The organism is Desulfofalx alkaliphila DSM 12257 (genome assembly GCF_000711975.1).
Taxonomy (GTDB): domain Bacteria; phylum Bacillota; class Desulfotomaculia; order Desulfotomaculales; family Desulfohalotomaculaceae; genus Desulfofalx; species Desulfofalx alkaliphila.
Map to the genome: position 1 here is coordinate 78,633 of NZ_KL544001.1, position 19,348 is coordinate 97,980.

The 19,348-nt window shown below is 49.1% G+C and carries 20 protein-coding genes and 6 tRNA genes; 17 read left to right on the forward strand and 9 right to left on the reverse strand.

The window, feature by feature from the left end:
• Nucleotides 1-9: 9 nt before the first annotated feature.
• A complete protein-coding gene (locus BR02_RS0113570; protein ID WP_031517976.1) occupies nt 10-573 on the forward strand; it encodes a 5' nucleotidase, NT5C type in 564 nt (187 codons plus the stop codon).
• 21 nt (nt 574-594) lie between these two features.
• Nucleotides 595-669, forward strand: a tRNA-Thr gene (locus BR02_RS0113575).
• Between the two features lie 38 nt (nt 670-707).
• Here BR02_RS0113575 and BR02_RS15230 read toward each other — a convergent pair.
• The 4 genes from BR02_RS15230 to BR02_RS0113590 form a co-directional block, all read right to left on the reverse strand.
• Nucleotides 708-881 (reverse strand): aspartyl-phosphate phosphatase Spo0E family protein, encoded by a 174-nt coding sequence (locus BR02_RS15230; protein ID WP_084171061.1) that lies wholly within the window; start codon nt 879-881, stop codon nt 708-710.
• A gap of 151 nt (nt 882-1,032) precedes the next feature.
• A complete protein-coding gene (locus BR02_RS0113580; protein ID WP_031517979.1) occupies nt 1,033-2,619 on the reverse strand; it encodes a methyl-accepting chemotaxis protein in 1,587 nt (528 codons plus the stop codon).
• 335 nt (nt 2,620-2,954) lie between these two features.
• The gene (locus BR02_RS0113585) at nt 2,955-3,230 is read right to left on the reverse strand and encodes a ribbon-helix-helix domain-containing protein (RefSeq protein ID WP_031517980.1); all 276 of its coding nucleotides are present in this window, start codon (nt 3,228-3,230) and stop codon (nt 2,955-2,957) included.
• 99 nt (nt 3,231-3,329) lie between these two features.
• Complete coding sequence (locus BR02_RS0113590) at nt 3,330-4,373, reverse strand: metal-dependent hydrolase (protein WP_031517982.1); 1,044 nt, start codon at nt 4,371-4,373, stop codon at nt 3,330-3,332.
• 128 nt (nt 4,374-4,501) lie between these two features.
• Here BR02_RS0113590 and fni point away from each other — a divergent pair, with 128 nt between their 5' ends.
• Entirely contained in the window at nt 4,502-5,560 is a 1,059-nt protein-coding gene (fni, locus tag BR02_RS0113595) for a type 2 isopentenyl-diphosphate Delta-isomerase (RefSeq protein ID WP_031517984.1), read from the forward strand.
• Between the two features lie 62 nt (nt 5,561-5,622).
• Here the strand turns inward: fni and fbp are convergent, their stop codons facing one another.
• Complete coding sequence (gene fbp / locus BR02_RS0113600; protein WP_031517986.1) at nt 5,623-6,720, reverse strand: fructose-1,6-bisphosphate aldolase/phosphatase; 1,098 nt, start codon at nt 6,718-6,720, stop codon at nt 5,623-5,625.
• Between the two features lie 175 nt (nt 6,721-6,895).
• On the opposite strand from fbp, the gene BR02_RS0113605 reads away from it, so the two are divergent.
• The gene (locus tag BR02_RS0113605; protein WP_034639677.1) at nt 6,896-7,777 is read left to right on the forward strand and encodes a DegV family protein; all 882 of its coding nucleotides are present in this window, start codon (nt 6,896-6,898) and stop codon (nt 7,775-7,777) included.
• Between the two features lie 36 nt (nt 7,778-7,813).
• Here the strand turns inward: BR02_RS0113605 and BR02_RS0113610 are convergent, their stop codons facing one another.
• The 3 genes from BR02_RS0113610 to BR02_RS0113620 form a co-directional block, all read right to left on the reverse strand.
• On the reverse strand, nt 7,814-8,059 hold the full coding sequence (locus BR02_RS0113610; RefSeq protein WP_031517990.1) for a hypothetical protein: 246 nt from the start codon (nt 8,057-8,059) through the stop codon (nt 7,814-7,816).
• A 178-nt stretch (nt 8,060-8,237) separates the two neighbouring features.
• Complete coding sequence (locus BR02_RS14970) at nt 8,238-8,909, reverse strand: hypothetical protein (RefSeq protein WP_051688336.1); 672 nt, start codon at nt 8,907-8,909, stop codon at nt 8,238-8,240.
• Between the two features lie 96 nt (nt 8,910-9,005).
• Nucleotides 9,006-10,580 carry an ABC transporter substrate-binding protein gene (locus tag BR02_RS0113620; RefSeq protein WP_034639679.1) on the reverse strand — a complete coding sequence of 525 codons (1,575 nt, stop codon included), beginning with the start codon at nt 10,578-10,580 and terminating at the stop codon, nt 9,006-9,008.
• Nucleotides 10,581-10,714: 134 nt separating this feature from the next.
• On the opposite strand from BR02_RS0113620, the gene BR02_RS0113625 reads away from it, so the two are divergent.
• Nucleotides 10,715-11,578 (forward strand): TIM barrel protein, encoded by an 864-nt coding sequence (locus BR02_RS0113625; RefSeq protein ID WP_031517996.1) that lies wholly within the window; start codon nt 10,715-10,717, stop codon nt 11,576-11,578.
• A gap of 64 nt (nt 11,579-11,642) precedes the next feature.
• Here the strand turns inward: BR02_RS0113625 and BR02_RS0113630 are convergent, their stop codons facing one another.
• Complete coding sequence (locus BR02_RS0113630; RefSeq protein ID WP_031517998.1) at nt 11,643-12,116, reverse strand: DUF1269 domain-containing protein; 474 nt, start codon at nt 12,114-12,116, stop codon at nt 11,643-11,645.
• A gap of 162 nt (nt 12,117-12,278) precedes the next feature.
• On the opposite strand from BR02_RS0113630, the gene BR02_RS0113640 reads away from it, so the two are divergent.
• The 12 genes from BR02_RS0113640 to BR02_RS0113705 all read left to right on the forward strand — a co-directional run bounded on the left by BR02_RS0113640 (nt 12,279) and on the right by BR02_RS0113705 (nt 19,335).
• A complete protein-coding gene (locus BR02_RS0113640; protein ID WP_031518000.1) occupies nt 12,279-12,737 on the forward strand; it encodes a pyruvoyl-dependent arginine decarboxylase in 459 nt (152 codons plus the stop codon).
• An 85-nt stretch (nt 12,738-12,822) separates the two neighbouring features.
• Nucleotides 12,823-13,680: a polyamine aminopropyltransferase gene (gene speE, locus BR02_RS0113645; protein WP_274377139.1), complete on the forward strand. Its 858-nt coding sequence runs from the start codon at nt 12,823-12,825 to the stop codon at nt 13,678-13,680.
• Nucleotides 13,681-13,692: 12 nt separating this feature from the next.
• Entirely contained in the window at nt 13,693-14,553 is an 861-nt protein-coding gene (gene speB, locus BR02_RS0113650) for an agmatinase (RefSeq protein WP_031518004.1), read from the forward strand.
• A 190-nt stretch (nt 14,554-14,743) separates the two neighbouring features.
• Nucleotides 14,744-14,819, forward strand: a tRNA-Asp gene (locus BR02_RS0113660).
• A gap of 8 nt (nt 14,820-14,827) precedes the next feature.
• Nucleotides 14,828-14,903 (forward strand) — tRNA-Phe (locus BR02_RS0113665).
• A gap of 20 nt (nt 14,904-14,923) precedes the next feature.
• A tRNA-Gly gene (locus BR02_RS0113670) sits at nt 14,924-14,998 on the forward strand.
• Between the two features lie 125 nt (nt 14,999-15,123).
• Nucleotides 15,124-15,213 (forward strand) — tRNA-Leu (locus tag BR02_RS0113675).
• 9 nt (nt 15,214-15,222) lie between these two features.
• Nucleotides 15,223-15,298, forward strand: a tRNA-Cys gene (locus BR02_RS0113680).
• 153 nt (nt 15,299-15,451) lie between these two features.
• The gene (locus BR02_RS0113685) at nt 15,452-15,865 is read left to right on the forward strand and encodes a Fur family transcriptional regulator (RefSeq protein ID WP_031518006.1); all 414 of its coding nucleotides are present in this window, start codon (nt 15,452-15,454) and stop codon (nt 15,863-15,865) included.
• 113 nt (nt 15,866-15,978) lie between these two features.
• A complete protein-coding gene (locus BR02_RS0113690) occupies nt 15,979-16,524 on the forward strand; it encodes an NADH peroxidase (RefSeq protein ID WP_031518007.1) in 546 nt (181 codons plus the stop codon).
• A 177-nt stretch (nt 16,525-16,701) separates the two neighbouring features.
• The gene (locus tag BR02_RS0113700) at nt 16,702-17,163 is read left to right on the forward strand and encodes a hypothetical protein (RefSeq protein WP_031518008.1); all 462 of its coding nucleotides are present in this window, start codon (nt 16,702-16,704) and stop codon (nt 17,161-17,163) included.
• Nucleotides 17,164-17,223: 60 nt separating this feature from the next.
• Nucleotides 17,224-19,335: a transglycosylase domain-containing protein gene (locus BR02_RS0113705; protein ID WP_051688337.1), complete on the forward strand. Its 2,112-nt coding sequence runs from the start codon at nt 17,224-17,226 to the stop codon at nt 19,333-19,335.
• The last annotated feature ends 13 nt before the right edge of the window (nt 19,336-19,348 follow it).

Below are 19,348 nucleotides of genomic sequence, written 5' to 3' on the forward strand. Positions count from 1 at the left end.
AGGGAAAGAATGATTATTGGTTGTGACCTGGATGGAACAATATGCGATAATTTGCCCCTGCTGGTGGATGCCCTGAACCGCTACACCGGGCAAAAGATTCTGCCGGACAATATACCGGAATATGATGTGTGCAAGGTGTACAAGATCACCCGGGAAGAGTTTAACCAACTGATGAGCCAGGTTGAGCTAAACATGATAGAAGGCTCCCCCCTGATACCCGGCGCAGATAAATACCTGCGCCTCTTGGCTGCTGCAAAACATCAAATTAACATCATCACTGCCCGCAGCCCTATTTACGAAGAGGCCACCCGGCGTTGGTTAAACCGCCATAACTTGCCCTACCGGGGGCTCTACCTGTTAAACAGTCATGATAAGGTGGATATATGTAAGCAGTTAGGTGTTGATCTGGTGGTGGAAGACAATTACCATAACGCAGTGCAGCTGTCTAAAGCCGGCTTTGACGTTATACTGTTTGATGCGCCCCATAATTTAAATTGGCCCTGGGAAGGAAGGCGCTGCGGTCGATGGGAGGAAGTATATCGATATATTGACAGTGTAAATAATGGAGAGTAAAATATACATTGTCATAGGGTTGCCAGAGTAGCTCAGTGGTAGAGCAATGCACTCGTAATGCATAGGCCGTGGGTTCAAATCCCATCTCTGGCTCCAGCAAGGTTCCTGGTTTTTAGCCGGGAACCTTTTTATACTTACAACCGGTGATAAGAGACTTTACACAAGAGCCTATGGTATATGTTTAGATATTCATCCAGTTCTTGACTTATTGCTATTATTTCGGGATCAATTAACCTTTTGGACTCTGCCTTTAGATACATAATCTCTCTCAATTTCTCGATGGCCTGTTCCAACTCGCTAATAGACAAAATAATCAACCTTTCTAATCTACTTGTCGCGATTTGAAATTTTATACCTATATAGCTTCATATTTTATCAATAAATAACGAAAAAGTGAAGGTGGTATAATGTCGAAAAAAGAGAAAGCGCCGTCCTTAAGGCGCTTTCTCTTTTTATTATTTAAACCTTAAACCTTTCTGCAGATAAATGTAATTTACCGGCAATATCGGCCAATTCCTGGGAGGCTGCTGCCATTTGCTGCACTGAAGACGTTATTTGTTCGTTATTGGAAGCCACCTGCTCTATGCCTTCACTGGATTGCTTAGAGCTGTAAGCAATTTCAGTCATTGAATCTATTGTTTTTTGTACTGACTCATTAATGGTTTCCAGGGCTTGTCCTGCCTTGGCGGCCAGCCTTACACCCTCCTCTACTTCAGCAACGCTGTTATCAGTGGTTAAGGTGGTAAGGTCTACGCCGGATTGTACCTGCTGAATTAACTTGCCAATTTCTTTGGTGGCTTCGGCAGACTGCTCCGCCAGTACCCTTACTTCCTCTGCCACCACTGCAAAGCCGCGGCCCGCTTCACCTGCCCGGGCAGCTTCAATGGCGGCGTTTAAGGCCAGTAGGTTAGTTTGTTCGGCTATGCCGGTGATAAGATTGGTGATGTTGCCGATTTCAGAAGAAAGATTTCCTAAATTGCTAACCGCTTGCCCCACTTCTCTGATGGAGTCCGCTATGGAGTTAATTTTTTCTAACATTTGCTCTACCACCTGGTCGCCTTCCTGGGCAACCTTACCCATATCCTCTGCTTCATTGGCAGCCATCGAGGCGTTTTCATAGCTTTTCTCCGCTGTGACCGCAACTTGGCTGGTGGTGCTGGCCACCTCTTCCATGGTGGCACTTATTTCTTCGCTGGAGGCAGCCAACTGCTGGCTGTGGGCGGCAATTGACTGGGCATTGTTAGCTACCTCCTTTATCAGTGCACCCAGCTGGCCTCCCATATTGTTAAGGGTATTTGCCAGGTGGCTTATTTCGCCCTGCCCCTGGATGTCTATTTTTTCTCTAAAGTCACCCTCTGCAAATTTATTAACGCTGGCCACCAAGTGGTTAATGGGGTTAATGATAATTCTGTTTGTAAGCAGCATAAGCAGCAGCACTCCAAGGGCCAGGGAAACAAGCCCAAGCATAATGATCTTGAGTGCAGCCTGTCCAATTATTTCCCGGGTAACTTCTTCAGAGGCTCCCACGTACCAGATGCCGATAATTTCACCGCCGGCATTTTTTATGGGCTTGTAGGCGGTTTGATAGATTTGCCCGGCCACTTCGGCTTGACCGTAATAATGCTGGCCCTGGTTAAGAACAGCATCAATCACATAGGGGGCAGCCTGGGTTCCCACTGCCCGCTCGCCGTCTTCGTTCATTACATTGGTGTTAATTCTGGTATCTCCCAGGAAGATTGTCACCGTGTCACCGGTCATTTCACCTATGAGGTCCACTATGGCATAATTATCGTTGATCAGTACATCGCCCTTATAAAGTTTATCGCCCTCCACCCTCCACTCACCGGGATACCAAGAGGCAATTAAGGCTTCACCGGTGGCCAGGTCTCCCTTTGCCTTCTCGACGGCGGCTTCTTTGGCCACATCGCTGGTTACCTTATAGGAAGTTAACATTAAAGCTGTCGCAACCAGTGTCATAATGACAAATACCGCTAACCCCAACTTTATCCTGACAGAACCTGAACCCTTATGCCAATTATTTTCCATAAAATTACTCCTCCTTCTGGTACATATAAAAATTATACACCTGTACTCTAATTACCTTCTTTTTTACTTAATTTAGTCTTTTTTTCAAAATTCTCACAAAGGTAAGGGCCACCCCATGGGGAGTGGCCCTCTGAATGAATTTACGATGCGGTCATAAATAAAACATCTAAAAAGATACTTATAGCCTTATAAACTTACAACACCATTTACTTGCTGTCTACAGCCCCTTTGTTTTTCCTATTGAACCACCTCCTTGTTGCTTATTAAAATATATGTTTACGGTGGTTTTTTTAGAATGATAAAATGCCTGCCGCCGCAGGTTTTAACTGTCAGCACTACCGTTTATACCCTCCCAGCTGCAAAAGGGAAGAGTAGTAATCCATTTCATTATCATCGGGTGCAGGGGAGGTTTGAGAGGGTTTTTTAAGCAAAGCCCCCGGGGATTCAGCGGCAGGATCAAGCCCGGCCGCATCTTTACGTATAAGCAACCTTATATATTTGCTGCGGTTGGTTTCCTCAAAGGTTTCCCGGTTGATTTGCCTGATGCGCCCGTCCAAATAATCTAACAAATCACCGGGCAGGCTGATGGTGATGGTTTTATGTTTTCTCATTTTTGTATGCACTCCTTTCCGCATTTACCAAAATATACCCTGTGTTAATCTATATGACAGCTTGCCACTGAAAAATAACTGACAATTAAAAAGGGCAGCTTACCGCTGCCGTTTTTGCCCGCCCTTTAAGCTTGGCCCGGGCAGTTTTCTTTTTATCTCCTGGGCTATAACTGCCTTGGTCAGCTTTTTATTTGAATAACGCAAATCTTCATCCAATACCTCTAAGTTATTGCTTAATTTAATATAGGCGGCAAAGGGATATTGCTGTCTATGCCTGTACCTTAAATCTCCCAATACAATTTCATAACCGTCTGCTTTCTTATTGATCCACACGGCCAAATGCCTGGCAAAGCTGATAAACTGCTGGGCCAGCTCACTCTTTTTTAAGGAGTCCATAATATACCGGGGCGGGTTGACGATAAATTCCCTTTCCACAACCACCCGGCCGGCGGTGCTGATATGGCCCACCAAAATTTTTTTGCCCCCCTGGGGCAGCCGCTTTTCCACCACACAGTGCCAAAAATTTATCCCCAAGGTGGGAACAACACTGTAGGCCCCAGCCTGGGGGTACCGGCGCTGCAGCCTGTGCAGCAGCACAGCGTGTATCATTGCCCTAAGGGCGGTATAGGCTATTATGAGGCCAAATACCACAGCAAATAATAGGCCTGTGGGAAATAGCTTTTGGTACCAGGCCAGCACACCAAGGCTCAGCACCGATAAAATAACCGGGTCAATTATCATCACCCAATCCCAGGCTATTTTCCGTTTGGAAAGGGGCCACAGGGCCTGGGTGCCATAGCTGGTGGTTAAGTCCATCAGCACATGTGCCGCTGCACTGATGAAAGACCACAAAAATACCAAGGGCCAGGACGCCTGGGGAAAGATAAGGGTAAATAAGAAAGTAATTGCTGCGGAGCTAAGCAGTAAGCCCGGCAAGGTGTGGCTAAGGGTGCGATGATATTTTAAATAAGAGGTTTTTCCCTTGACAAATCTAACTATAAGGTCGGCATCGGGGGCCTGGGATGCTGCCGCCGCTGCCCAAATTACAGCATTGGCTGTGTGGCTGTCCCCCGGGGCCACCGAAATGCCTGTGGCCAAGGCCCCCAGGGCCAGCCCGGTCAGTGCATGGGTTACATTATCCACTTTTTCCTCCACCGGCAAGAAATATATTAAACAAGCCCATTAATCTAAATTATCTTTCCCAAAGCTTGTCAAATTCAGTCAGTAAAGGATAAAATGTACCAGAGAAATTGAAAAGGCGGGTGTTTTTGTTGCGGCAGTTGCGGAAGATTGACCATATTAACCACGCACTTAAGGAACCCGACATACCCATGGCCGGTTTTGCAGATATTTTTATTTTGCACAATTCAATACCGGAATTAAACTGGGCCGACCTTGACACCGGCTCTGTCTTTCTGAACAAAAGCTTATCCGCTCCCCTGATCATTAATGCCATGACCGGCGGCCATCCCGACCTGGAGCATATTAACGGCAGCCTGGCCGAGGCCGCCAGAAAAGCCGGGATAGCCATGGCCCTGGGCTCCCAGCGGGCAGCCCTGGAGGATGAAACAGTTATTGATACCTTTAAAGTTGTGCGGCGGGAAAACCCCCACGGGGTGGTCATTGCCAACTTAAATGCCGGGTGCACCCCCTTAGAGGCTAAAAAAGCAGTGCAAATGGTACAGGCCGATGCCATTCAGCTGCATGTGAATGTACCCCAGGAACTGGCCATGGCCGAGGGGGATCGTGACTTTAAGGGGGTGCTGGCGGCAATTTCTGAGGTGGCCCAGCAATTAACTGTACCGGTGATAGTTAAAGAAGTGGGCTTTGGCATGTCCAAGGAGACGGTGGCAAAACTGTATAGGGCCGGGGTAAAAATGGTTGATATCAGCGGCAGGGGCGGTACAAACTTTATTTCCATTGAAGAAAGTCGGACTTCAAAGGAAAGGGCCAAGTTGGAGGGAGTAAGCAACTGGGGAATATCAACGGTTATCAGTTTAGTGGAAGCAAAAAGCTTAAATTTACCAATCCATATCACTGCCTCCGGCGGCCTGCGCACCGCCCACGACCTTGCCAAGTCACTGGCCCTGGGGGCAGACCTGGTTGGCATATCAAGGCCCTTTTTAGAGACGCTGATAAATGAGGGAAAAGAGGCTTTAAACAGGCACTTGGAAGAGCTGATCAGGGGCCTGAAAAAAATCATGCTCATGTCAGGCTGCAAAACCATAGCCTGTCTACAGCAGGTGCCGGTGATAGTGACCGGAAGCAGTGCCCATTGGCTGAAACTGCGGGGCATAGACCTAAAAAAACTGGCCCAAAGGCAGGGCTAGGGGCACTGCCCAGCGCCTGGGGCTTGTTTTTTGTGGGGGCGGGCTTTCATGCCCGCCCGCCCTTACTTTCTTAAATCCACAAACCGCTCCTTTAATTTTTTACTTACCTGGGGCAGGGTGGTGTACTCCATTTCATCCAAATGCAGGCGGTGGGGTTCAAAGGGGCCTAACCGGCGCAGGTAATCTGCCATTTGATTGGCCTTGGCCCTGGCCCGGTCGAAGGCCACATCGGCAAAGAAATCCTGTGGGCCGTGCAGCTTACCCTCTGCCACCTGAAAACCTAAGGCCACCACCCGGGGCGGACCGTCAAAGCGGGTGGGGGCACACTGCCCTAATCCCACCGGCATCAGTGGGCCGCTATGGGATCCTCTCATCCAGCCGGACACCAGATGGGGATTGGCAAAGGGCTCCAGAACCTCGCCCACTGCCGGCAAACCGCTCTGGCAGCGCACAATTAGCACCGGATCGTCTTTACCCACATAGCGGCCGGCCATTATATTTAAACGCTGGGTGCTGGATGAGGCGGCAATTTCACCGGTTTTTTTATGAAAGACCCGTTTAATGCAATACCGCCCCGGGGCCCCTATGAAGACCAGCATATCATAAATCTCTTCCGGCGCAGCAAAGGTAACCTTGCGATTTTTGATTAAATCCCTTACTTCAAATAAAAAGCCGTCGTGCATATTGGGGTCTATAACCAGCCCAATGGTGTTAAAGGGGTCAGCAAATATTTTGTATAAGGGTAAATTCCAGGCTCCGGGCTCAGTTTTGTCGGCCATAAAAATAATTACCGGTTCGCTCTTGCGTTCCTTAAACTGCATTTCAGCAACACCGGGGCCCAGCCCCTTGATGTTGCCGGAAAAGGCATCGGTCAGTAAATCTTGCCCGGCACCATAGAGCTTTAACTTGCGGGCGGTATCGGTACAGGCAATAAAGGTGTCCCAGGCAAGCTTGTGAATTTCCCCTGAGTTTCTCCCCAATTGGTGGGTCATAATTAAATTAAGGTCGTCACCCACATGTGTTACATGATAATCAATTAATTCCCGGCGTCCATGGAGCATGGCCTTGGCGGTGTCCAACAGGTCCGGGTGGACGCCGGAATGTCCCACAAACCCGCCCACATCGGCCTTGATCACTGAAAGAGTAAGCTCCTTTTCCATGATTATCCCCCTTTGTCAGAAAATTAGTTAATATTAATATCATTAGTACGCACAAACCATATAAAAATTACTATTATATCCGGCATCCACAATGTTTAGGTCCACTTCCATTTTGATGCAGGAAATAACTGATTAATGACGAAATAGTGTTGGATAACAAAGGGGGATGGGGTAATTGAGTAATACCGGCAGAAAAATAGCTGTTGTCACCGACAGCACCTGTGACTTAAGCGATGAACAAATTAAGGATAACGATATTAAACTGCTTTCACTGAAAGTGGTGTATAAGGACAGGCAGTATATTGACAGATTGGAAATTAAACCGGAGGATGTATTTGCCGGTTTTGCAAAGGAAATACCTAAAACTTCAATGCCTTCTCCTGGGGAGGTTGAAAATTTATATAGAAAACTGGCCGACCAAGGCTATACTGATATAATTTCTATCCATATTTCCAGCGGCTTAAGCGGAACCTACCAAATGGTTAAGGCTGTGGGCCAGCAATTAAAAGACCTGATAAATGTTGAAGCGGTGGACTCAAAAACAATATCCATTGGCTCCGGTTTAATTGTCCTGGAGGCCAGCCGCCTGGTGCAGGCAGGTATGGGCCTAAAAGAAGTGATGCAGAAGATTAGCAAACTGAAAGAGGAGATAAAATTATTCTTTGTTCCGGAAACGCTGGAATATCTCATTAAAGGCGGCCGCATAGGGTACGTAAAGGGCCGAATCGGTGAAATACTAAATGTCAAACCCATAGTCAGTGTAAATGACGAAGGTAAATATTACACCTACCAAAATGTGCGGGGGCGCAGGCGCTCCTTGGCTGCCATGGTAGAAATAGCTAAGGAATACGCTGCCGAAAGAAGGGTGAAACTGGCCTTACTCCACGGCAATGCCCTGCAAGAAGCCAAGGAAATGGTAGATAAATTAAACTTACCCAACATTGATATAGTAAGGTTTGACCAAATCGGCCCGGTAATAGCAGTTCACACCGGGCCGGGGGTAATTGGATTGGCTTTTTATGATGAAGATTACGATAAGAATCATGCCAATTCTTAACTAAAAGGGGCGGACCGCCGGGTCCGCCCCTTTTAGTTAAGATATTTTTTGCACTGTTAAATCGCTTTGTTTTTGCCGCTTGTTATAGACATCCTCTGCATAATCACAGGAAATTAAATACAGGCTAACCCATAATTCATGCTCGTTGGGCTTGCCGTCTAACTCCTTTGAAACGTCCTTAAACTTTTTCTCCACCTTGTCTTTAAAGGAAGAGAATTCTGACAGCACTTCAATGACATCCCTTTGGTTGTAGGCAGCACCTTCCCGTAAAACCTTGGCCAAATAATTTCCCCCCTTAGCACCTATCCACTGTAATTATTTTACAATAATTATAATATTTTAGGAAAAATTTGTTAAGGGGTATCAATTGTCTAAAGGCAACTTAATTTGATGGTAAGTGTTGAAACAAAGCAAAATAAAACAGGGCCCTTGGGGAGCCCTGGGATGATACTTGCCTTCTTTAACGGTTTTGTCCAAACTGGAGGCCGTAGCCGGTACTGCCGTATTGGTTGGTGCCAAACTGACCGGACTGTTGTCCCATGCCGTACTGGCTATACTGGCGGTAGGGCTGCTGTTGTCCGTATTGCTGGCCCATGCCCATTTGATTATATTGACTGAAGGGCTGTTGCTGGCCCATGCCATACTGACTGTACTGGCTGAAGGGCTGTTGCTGTTGACCGAACTGCAGGCCGTAGCCGGTACTGCCGTACTGGCCGGTGGCTAATTGACCGGACTGCTGTCCCATGCCGTACTGGTTATACTGGCGGAAGGGCTGCTGTTGTCCGTATTGCTGGCCCATGCCCATTAGATTATACTGCTGACTGAAGGGCTGCTGCTGGCTAAACTGTGGACTGATGCCCATTTGACCATATTGGCTGTAAGGCTGAGAGGACAGCAATTGGGCTTGATTAACAAGGTGATTTAAGCTTTGGTTTGCCTGCTGGCACATTTGGCTGATTTGCTGCAACTTTTGACAGGCACTGCCCTCGGTTTGGCCCATCTGCATTAGCTGCTGTTGATTGCCTTGCTCTGTCTGGGAAAGTTGGCTTGCGGTTTGGGCAATGGTGTTCAACTCTTGGCGCAGCGAATTGAGTTGTTGCTGAAGCTGCTGTATTTGCTGTTGATTTTGCATTGGATACTACCTCCCTAAGTTTTATACTATTGGCAATAAGCCTAACAATAGTATGTGTTGTACAATAAAGGATATAAGTGCCATATCATGGCAATACTAGCTTTTATTTACATAATAGAGATAGTATCCACCCACCGGTTGCATTTTGAAACCTTCTATATTAGATCTAATAACAGCGTTATCTATACCGTAATTAAATAAAACCAAGGGACTTTCTTGTAAAAGGGTTTGTTGGGCAGTGTGATACAAACGCTGGCGCAGTTGGGGGTCATTGAGCTGCTGGGCGCCGGCCAATACCCTATCTATTTGGGCGTTTTGGTACCTGGTCAAATTAAGCCCCCGCTCTATCTGGGGAGAGGTTAACAGGGTATACAAAAAATTGTCAGGGTCGCCCTTGTCACCTACCCAGCCATACAAAAAGCAGTCCCCCTCCTGCCGCCGCAAGGCTTCCTGGTACTCCTCCCAGGGGTAAGACTTCACCTCAACCCTTATATTTGCAGCCTCCAGTTGTTCTTTCACCGCAAGGGCCAGCTGTTCACCGCCGGCCGGGTTATAGGGCCGGGGGCCCCGGTAGGTGATTAGGGTTAAAGACATGCCCTTGGGGTAGCCGTTTTGCGACAGCAGCCTTTTACTTTCAGCAATATTGTAGGGGTATTGCTTTGCAGCTTCATCATGACCCATTACATTGGGCGGAATATAACTGTCACCTTTGGGCATGGCACTGCCGTATACCTCATTAACCAATTTATCCCGGTCAATGGCCATGGTCACCGCCCGGCGGATGCGGGCTGAAGAAAAGGGTTCTTTATTGGTGTAATAGCCCAGGTAGTTAATAGAAAGCCCGGTCTGCTGCACCACCTTTAAGTTTTGCTCTTGTGCCCAGTTGTTGTATCGATGGCAGATATTATCGGCAAGGTCGGCTTCACCGGCGGCTAAGCTTTTAAGCCTGGCCTCTTCATCCGCTTGGTAGACAAAGACCACCCGCTTAAGCCGGGGCGGCTTTTGCCAGTAGTCTTCATTGGCTGTTAATACCAAAGTGTTTTCCTGCCATTTATCCAGCTTAAATGGGCCGGTGCCCGCCGGCTGACGGCCAAAGTCAGCACCGGATTCCTTTACTGCGGTGGGGCTGACAATGGGTGCCGCCCAGGGCATGGCTAAGTTATGTAAAAAGGGCCCATAGGGCTGCTTTAATACAAACTTCACAGTGTAGTCATCCAGCACCTCTACCTTGTCCACCATGCCAAAGACCATTTCCGAATAGGGGGCCTTAGCCTTTTCAGCCATCACCCGGTCCACTGAAAACTTCACCGCCCTGGCGTCAAAGGGGCTGCCGTCATGGAATTTTACACCCCGGCGCAGCTGAAAAATCCACTGCCTGCCTTCGTCCTCCACCTGCCAGCCGGTGGCCAGGGCAGGTTCCGGCTCTAAACCACCGGGCTTATATCTGACCAAACCCTCATATATATTGTTAATGATGTAGGCAGAACCCGGGTCGCCGGCGGCAGCGGGATCCAGCGTCAGCCATTTTTGACCTGTAACCACCCTTAACTCCTGGCCATTATCCGCCGGGGGGCCCAAGGTGCTCACCACTCCCCTTTGCTCCAAGGAAAAAACAAGAAAAAGAAAAGCAATTAATACAGATAACTGCAAGAGCCATTTCTTTATAATCAAGAAAACATCCCCCCTTGCCCCATAAGGTTTCTTCCAAATATTTACTTTTCCTGCCCACATCAAAAAGATTACAAAAAACCTTATTATTTTTAACCCAATGAGATAGAATTAGTTATTAATGAGGGAGGTAAGCAATGAATATCAAATTTGGTTCTGCCGGAAATCCCGACAGTTTTTACCGGCAGGGCAATAAAAGTTCCCAGGCCATGCCGGCATGGTTGGCCGCCCAGGGGTTAAATGCCTATGAATATCAATGCTCCCGGGGGGTGCGCATCAAGGAAGACTTTGCCCGCAAACTGGGTGAAAGCGCCCGGGCAAATAAGGTTGCCCTGAGCATTCACGCCCCCTACTACATAAACCTAAGCAGCCAAGATCCGGAAATCAAAAGGCGCACCAAGGCCCATATTTTTAAATCCCTGCAGGCTGCCCATTGGATGGGGGCCAGCACGGTGGTGCTGCATCCCGGAAGCGGCAGCGGTAAAGACCGGGCAGCAGTATATAAAAGGGCTAAGGCCTTTTTTGCTGAAATAGTTAAGGAGGCGGCCCATGAAGGCTGGGGCCACATTAAGCTGGCCCCGGAAACCATGGGTAAAGTCAACCAGTTGGGCTCCTTGGATGAGGTCTTGGATCTGTGCACTGTGGCAGAAAAGGTGGTGCCCTGCGTAGACTTTGGTCACCTGCACGCCATCAGCCAGGGCAGCCTAACAACAAAGGAAGCCTTTGCCCAAATCCTGGATAAGATCAGTGCTGCGCTGGGGGAAGAGGCCGTTAAAAACTTGCACATTCATTTTAGTCCCATTGAATTCACAGAGGCAGGGGAAAAGAAACACCACACCACCCTGCAAGGGGAGTTTGGGCCGCCTTTTGCCCCCTTGGCAGAGCTAATCATTGAGAGGAAACTGGCACCCACAATAATATGTGAATCCAGGGGCCGCCAGGCAGAGGATGCCTTGGTTTTTAAAAGCATTTTAGAGGAAAAACTAAACAAGGCACCGTAAATTCACGGCTTCAGCGGCACTGGGCCAAAAAAGGTCCGAGGCAAATGCCTCGGACCTTGTCTTCCTAGTGAACCTTCACATCCTGGCCCCGGTGTCTGCGCATTGTTTCGGCAGCCTGGTTGATCCGGGAATCACTGGTCTGAACTGCCACCATGGTGTGGCCCTGTTTAATTTTTTCCTCATATCTGCGGCCTTCCTCTTCGGGGATGCCGAAGTCAACCAATCCACCGGCCACACCGCCGGCCGCAGCCCCGGACAGCATTCCGGCTATGGGGCCCACTGCCAATAGGGGGCCAATGCCGGGTATGGCAAGGGCACCTGCACCGGCAGCTAAACCGGCAATACCGCCAAGGACACCGCCGGTGGCAACCCCGTCGCCGACGCCGTCACCCCGCATTTGGGTACCGCCGCCACCGCCCCCCTCTTCTTCCTTAGCAAGGACGGAAATTTCCCGTTCAAAACCCTGGCTGCGCAATTCCTCAACGGCCCTTTCGGCTTCTTGGCGGTTTGGGAACATACCCACCACTGTTTTGCTCATATTAAACCTCCTTTATGGGAATTTTAAAAATCAACTATCGCACTTTATAATGCCACATTTTAGGTTAAAGTATTCCTGAATAAAAAACAGTTTATTTTTTCACAGCATCTGATATAATATTGCTTGTTTAAAAAAATAATGGGTAAAGAGAGGGGTTTTACCATGCTGCCTACACCAAAAAAATTTTTTGTAACTGCAGCCGCCGCAGAAGGCCACAGCTGTTTAAATGCCTTTGATAATGCTTTGCTAAAGGCCAGAATAGGAAATGTTAACCTCTTGCGTGTCAGCAGTATTTTGCCCCCCGGCGCAGAATTTGATCCTGACTTGGAATTGCCACCGGGTTCACTGGTGCCCACCGCTTATGGCTCTATCGTGAGCGAAGTTCCTGGTGAAACCATTTCTGCTGCAGTGGGAGTAGGTATTTCGGAAGACACCTTTGGTGTTATTATGGAGTTTTCCGGCAAGTGTACCCGGGAAGAGGCCAGTAAGGCCATTGAAAAAATGCTGCAAGAAGCTTTTCAAGTTCGGGGTATGAAATTGGTAGATATGAAGATTGCCGCAGTGGAACATACGGTAGAAAAGGTAGGTTGCTGCCTGGCTGCGGTACCGCTTTGGTATTAATTTACGGGGCTCGAACTTAACGGGCCCCCTTCTATACCCCAAGGGCAGGCATAGGCTGCCATGAGATAATAAGGAGGATATTAAATTGTTCGATCAAAAAGAAAAGTCTGTTTTTAACCTGTGGGCCACCGAAGACCAAACTCCCACCATGCGCATAAGCCTGCAAGCTATCCGGACCTTACATACAGAGCAAACACCTTTTCAGCACTTGGCCCTGGTGGATACCTTTGAGTTTGGTCGGGTCTTATTTTTAGACGGCATTATTCAAACCACCATAAAAGATGAATTTGTCTACCATGAAATGATTACCCACCCGGCCCTAAACACCCATGGCAATCCCAAAAAAGCATTGGTAATCGGTGGCGGGGACGGTGGGTCAATTCGGGAAATCATTAAGTATCCCACCATTGAAAAGGCAACCCTGGTGGAAATAGATGCCCGGGTGGTGGAAAACGCCCGCCGCTACCTGCCGGAGATCAGTTCCGGCCTGGACGACCCCAGGGTGGAGGTGCGTTATGAAGACGGTGTAAAGCACGTACAGCAGCATAAAAACACCTATGATGTAATATGTGTGGACTCTCCCGACCCAATCGGGCCGGCGGTGGGTCTTTTTGCCAAAGACTTTTACCAAAACATTTATAATTCCCTTACCGATGACGGAATTTTTGTAGCCCAAACGGAATCCCCCTGGTTCAATAAGGAACTGATCGGCAGGGTGTATAAGGATATAGCAAGCATTTTTCCCATCACCCGGCTAATGCTGGCCTTTATTCCTTCCTACCCCGGCGGTATGTGGACCTTTACCATGGGTTCTAAAAAACACGATCCCCTGGATTTTGTGGAAAGTAATTTCCCCGGCTATCCAACCCGTTACTACACACCGCAGGTTCATAAGGCAGCCTTTGTCCTGCCGCCCTTTGTTCAAGATATAATAAAGAAGTAAGGGGGCAATTAAATGCTACCGCAGGTGGAAAAATGTAACGACTTTATGGGCAGTACAACAAACTACAATGAAGCGACAATGGTGCTGCTGGGTGCCCCCATGGACTTTACCACCAGTTTCCGGCCGGGCACCAGGCAGGGCCCCCGGCAAATCCGGTCGGTTTCTTACGGCTTGGAAGAATACAGCCTTTATCTGGATAAGGACCTGGCCAACTGCCGCTATTACGATGCCGGCGATGTGGTCTTACCTATCGGACACGTAAGTGAAAGCCTGCGCCGCATCGGAGAAGCGGTGGCCCAAATAGTAGAGGACAAGAAAATTCCCCTCCTGCTGGGGGGCGAACATCTGGTCAGTTTGCCGGCCATAGAGCAGGTGGCCAAAATCCATCAAGATTTAGTTTTGCTGCATTTCGATGCCCATGCGGACTTGCGGGAAGACTACCTGGGTGAGCGCCATTCCCACGCCACGGTAATTCGCAGGGCGGCGGATCTTATCGGCGGCAGCAGGGTGTATCAATTTGGCATCCGCTCCGGCACCAAAGAGGAATTTACCTATGCCAAGCAAAACACCAATATGTTTGTTGATCAAGTGCTGGAGCCTTTAGAAAAGGTGGTGGGGCAGCTGCAGGGACGGCCGGTTTATGTGACCCTGGATATCGATGTGGTGGATCCGGCCTTTGCACCGGGAACAGGAACACCGGAACCCGGCGGCTGCACTGCCCGGGAGATACTGCAGGCGGTACACCTGTTAAAGGGCGTAAACTTAGTGGGCTTTGACCTGGTGGAAGTAAGCCCGGTATACGACCAATCAGAACGGACCGCCCTGCTGGCGGCTAAACTGGTGCGGGAGGTAATTTTACAGTTTTCCCCTTAAAAGGACCGGGGCACAGGCAGCTGCCGGCAGGGCAGCCCACAACCGGTTCCCTGGGCCCGGGCTTTGGCCGGCAAACACCGCCCCGGCCAAGCTTGCACCATGGCCCTGATAAATTGTGCAATTTACCAATTGACATTCCCTGTGTGTTTTTGTATACTAGACTATGTCAGCGAAACGCTATGGCACCTATGGAGCTGTGGTGTAGTGGTTAACATGCCGGCCTGTCAAGCCGGAGATCGCGGGTTCAAGTCCCGTCAGCTCCGCCATCTTTAAAGCCACGGTAGCTCAGTTGGTAGAGCAGCGGACTGAAAATCCGCGTGTCGCTGGTTCGATTCCGGCCCGTGGCACCATCAAAAGGCACCGGTAACTTGCGGAAGTAGCTCAGTGGTAGAGCATCGCCTTGCCAAGGCGAGGGCCGCGGGTTCGAATCCCGTCTTCCGCTCCACTAATAAATACTACCCAACTGTGGTAGTTTTTTAATCTGCCGAAAAAAATTAAAGGCATAATTTGTTACTTGACTACAAGCTGTGCATTTGATAAACTAGGTAATGCGCAACAAGAGGCAGTTATGCCGGAGTGGCGGAACTGGCAGACGCACAGGACTTAAAATCCTGCGGTGATAATATCACCGTACCGGTTCGATTCCGGTCTCCGGCACCAATTTTATATGGCGACGTAGCCAAGTGGCTAAGGCGGAGGACTGCAAATCCTTTATTCCCCGGTTCAAATCCGGGCGTCGCCTCCACTGAAGAGAGGGCGGCCTAGGTTTTAAATAAACCTGGGCCACCCTCTTTTTTTGTATTTTAAATTTTATTGAAAAAACACTGGACAAAATTATCTATTTAATTTATAATAATTACAAGATGATAACAAATATAAAACAATAGGGGTTTTAACCATGAAAACTATTCAAAAACTTAAGGATTTGGGCTTTAAACTAACGCCCCAGCGCTTGGCAATTTTAAACTTACTTGAGGGCAATACCCAACACCCTTCGGCCGAGGATCTTTACAAGCAATTAAAGCCCCGCTTTCCTTCATTGTCCCTTGCCACAGTCTATAATACCCTGGAAATGTTAACCAAGGCAGGGGAGCTGCAGGAGATAAATATAAAGGCCGACAAAAGACATTTTGATCCCAACCCGGCCCCCCATGGCCATTTCCTCTGCCGCAGTTGTCAAGGCATCTACGATTTAGATTTTCAGACCCTGGATCTTGCCCTTCCCTTTGATGCAAAGGGCTACATGGTGGAAGAATACACCCTTTATTTTTACGGGCTTTGTCCCCGGTGTCGGCAAGGGCAGGGGCAGTGAAAGCAGGTAAAAACAAGGGGCGGGTGACCCCGCCCGCCTCTTTGCTAATGCAGTCATCCTGTGCCTAAGAGGGCACTGATAATAAACCGGTTAATAGAGGAGGTCATATACTTATGCAAAAATGGCGTTGTGTAATTTGTGGTTATACCGCTGAAGGTGAAGCAGCTCCGGAAAAATGTCCCACCTGTGGAGCTGCCCGGGAAAAATTTGAGCAGGTGACCGCTTCCGGCCCTGATCTGGTGGACTGGAACACAGTGGGTGTGGCAAAGGGTTCCGGCTTTGAAGAGGACTTGAGAATGCAGTTCCAGGCGGAATGTATAGAGGTGGGCACCTATGTGGCAATGGCCCGCCAGGCCGAAAGGGAAGGTTACCCGGAGATAGCTGAAACCATGAAAAGGATAGCCTTTGAGGAAGCCTACCACGCAGCACGCTTTGCCGAACTGCTGGGGGAAGCCTTGAGTGAAAGCACTGAAGAAAACCTGAAAAAGCTGGTGGATGGCGAAGCCGGCGCCAACCGAGGCAAAAAGAAACTGGCTACCCGTGCCAAAGAAGCCGGGCAAGATGCCATCCATGACTCTGTCCATGAGGCATGTAAAGACGAGGCCAGACACTGCATGGCATTTTACGGCCTGTTAAACAGATACTTTCCAAAGGCCTAATTAAAGCATTAAAGGGCGGTTTAATGACCGCCCTTTTAGTATGTTCGGGCACCGCCTTTGCGGCCTTGTTGCAGAATGTTAACTTATATTATGACAGCAAAAAGGATTGTATAAATTTAAGTTGAATATATAAACTAACATTTTTCTAAAACACTTTTATAAAAGGGGTTGGCAAACTTGTCAGACACACTGCGCTACAGGGTGTTTAAAGAACTGGTGCAAGACAATACCATAGAGGTGAAGCTGGATCGCCGTAAAGCCATTGATAAATACAACGAAAGACTAAAAAATGACGTTATCAAAGGCACCCAATTCGATATACTGCTCTACCTCCTATCCGGCTTGGCCGGCTTCGGCTTGTTTGCCGGCCTTGTGTACATGTACTTTAAAGACCCCTGGTGGCAGGGCCTGGTAATTGCCCTGGTTTCCATTGCGGCCCGGGTTATCATTTGGCTGCACCAAAAAAACAGAGTCTACCGATACATTAGAAAAGACATCATGTCTTCAGAAGAAGCAATGGTTGAACTGTACCAGGGTAATGTTTTTACACTGAAGAACAAGATCACAGGTAAAGAAGCCGGCCACCCCAAAAAGTGGACGTTGGTGCTGCCCGAAAGACATGAAGTGGAAGAAGAATAATCGGCATTAAAAACATCACCCCCAAATAAATTTATTATTAGTTTGAGGAGGTGATTTTTTTTGCAGCAGACCGAGAAAACAAAATGGCTGCTCATTTTTGTAATTATACTGACCGTCATCACCGTCACCGGCACCGCCCTGCTGGTCTGGTTTTATAATTTCTACCGCAACATAACCTTGGAGGCCGATATCTTAAACTTTCAGTATCAGCCCAAACAAACCACAACGGTGTATTCCGCCGACGGTGCCTTGCTGGCAGAACTGTATATTGAAGACCGCATCTATGTGGACCTGGACCACATCTCACCCCACATGATCAATGCCATCATTGCCATAGAAGACCACCGTTATTATAAGCACAGGGGTGTTGATTTACACGGCACCCTGCGGGCACTTATCAAAAACATGGAGTCCCACCGGGTGGTGCAGGGGGGCAGTACCATCACCCAACAGCTGGCCCGCAATCTCTTTCTAACCAATGAGCGTACATATGAAAGAAAACTGCAGGAAATGGCCCTGGCCCTGGCCTTGGAGCAAAAGTACACCAAGGATGAAATCCTCTGCATGTATTTAAACCAAATCTACTTTGGCAGCGGCTATTATGGGGTAGAAACTGCAGCCCAAAAATACTTTGGCAAAGATGCCGCAGACCTTACACTGGCAGAAAGCGCCCTGCTGGCCGCTCTGCCAAACAGGCCCAGCGACTACCAACTGCATGAAAACTACCAAAAGGCCAAGGAGCGACAAAAGCTGGTGCTGGCCCGCATGGAAGAGCAGGGCTACATTAGCAGAAAACAGCGGCTGGATGCGGAGAAAGAAGAGATATTAATTAATCCGCCGGCCCCCAAGGTCCAGGGCTGTTACTTCCAGCACCCCTACTATGCCACCGCTGCCGTTAAACAGCTGGAAGAAATAATGGGTGAGGAAAAACTGTATACCGGCGGCCTGGAGGTTTACACCACCCTAAATACTAAAATACAAAAGGAGGCAGAATATGTCTGTGCTGAGCACATAAGCCATTTAAGCAAGCAGGGAATAAAGGCTTCAAACATGGCCATAGTGTCTGTGGTGCCCCAAACAGGGGCTGTGGTGGCCTTGGTGGGGGGAGTGGATTTTCAAAGGGACCAAAATAACATGGCCGTCACCCCCCGGCAGCCGGGTTCAACCATTAAGCCCTTTATTTATGCCGCCGGCCTTAACACCGGGGCCATTGGGCCAAATTCACTGATAAATGCCCAAACCCGCAGTTTTAACGGCTATGTGATTAAAGGATTGGACCAGGGCTCTGTGACCCTGCAGCAGGCTATCAGGCACTCCTTAAATGTGCCTGTGGCTGAGGTGTTAAGTAAAATAGGTTTTGAAACGGCGGTGGCCTATTTAAAAAGATTTGGCATTAGCTCCCTCACTGAAAATGATTATAATTATGCTGCCCTGGCACTGGGGGGCATGTATCACGGCATATCTCCCTTAGAAATGGCTTCGGCCTTTGCGGTATTTGCCAACGGGGGAGTTTACAACCAACCTTACTTTATTGAAAGGGTGGAAAACAGCCAGGGCATGGTCCTGTACCGGCACCAGGCTCAACCCCAAGAGGTGCTGAAAAAGGACACGGCCGATATGATGCACAGTTACTTAACCGGTGTGGTAAACGGCGGTACCGGCACGGCTGCCCGCCTGCCCTGGGAATGCGCCGGCAAAACCGGAACCACCGACCACAAGCGCTGTCTTTGGTTTGCCGGCTACACCGATAAGCTGTCCACCGCAGTGTGGGTGGGCAACACCGACAATTCCCCGGTGTACGGGGCCGACAGCGGTGGGGCGGTGGCCGCCCCGGCCTGGCGAAAATATAAGTACACCTTGATTAGCGAAGGATACATAGAAAAACCCCAAAGGAGGGCTGTGGTGCAGCCGGCGGAGCCCATCAAGGCAGAGGAGCACCGACCCCAAAAAGCAGTGGAAGAAGGGCCCCAAAGGGAGGAAGGGGAGCAGCCGGCACCGCCGCAGCAGCCGGCACCGCCACAGCAGCCGGAACCGGTAAATCCCCAGCCGGAGCCGGAAGCCGAGACTGAACAGGAAGCTGAAATAGAAGCGGAACCTGAGCCGGAGCCTGAGCCGGAACCGGAGCCGGAGCCGCCAGCGGAGGCCCAAGGGCTTGAACAGTGGCTGCCTTGACCAAAGGGTGAGT

Excerpts from the sequence above, each read along its gene's own strand:
- BR02_RS0113570 (WP_031517976.1), top strand. The coding sequence starts at position 10 with ATGATTATTGGTTGTGACCTGGATGGAACAATATGCGATAATTTGCCC.
- BR02_RS0113580 (WP_031517979.1), bottom strand. The coding sequence starts at position 2,619 with ATGGAAAATAATTGGCATAAGGGTTCAGGTTCTGTCAGGATAAAGTTG.
- BR02_RS0113585 (WP_031517980.1), bottom strand. The coding sequence starts at position 3,230 with ATGAGAAAACATAAAACCATCACCATCAGCCTGCCCGGTGATTTGTTA.
- fbp (WP_031517986.1), bottom strand. The coding sequence starts at position 6,720 with ATGGAAAAGGAGCTTACTCTTTCAGTGATCAAGGCCGATGTGGGCGGG.
- BR02_RS14970 (WP_051688336.1), bottom strand. The coding sequence starts at position 8,909 with ATGCAAAATCAACAGCAAATACAGCAGCTTCAGCAACAACTCAATTCG.
- BR02_RS0113625 (WP_031517996.1), top strand. The coding sequence starts at position 10,715 with ATGAATATCAAATTTGGTTCTGCCGGAAATCCCGACAGTTTTTACCGG.
- BR02_RS0113630 (WP_031517998.1), bottom strand. The coding sequence starts at position 12,116 with ATGAGCAAAACAGTGGTGGGTATGTTCCCAAACCGCCAAGAAGCCGAA.
- BR02_RS0113640 (WP_031518000.1), top strand. The coding sequence starts at position 12,279 with ATGCTGCCTACACCAAAAAAATTTTTTGTAACTGCAGCCGCCGCAGAA.
- speB (WP_031518004.1), top strand. The coding sequence starts at position 13,693 with ATGCTACCGCAGGTGGAAAAATGTAACGACTTTATGGGCAGTACAACA.
- BR02_RS0113685 (WP_031518006.1), top strand. The coding sequence starts at position 15,452 with ATGAAAACTATTCAAAAACTTAAGGATTTGGGCTTTAAACTAACGCCC.
- BR02_RS0113690 (WP_031518007.1), top strand. The coding sequence starts at position 15,979 with ATGCAAAAATGGCGTTGTGTAATTTGTGGTTATACCGCTGAAGGTGAA.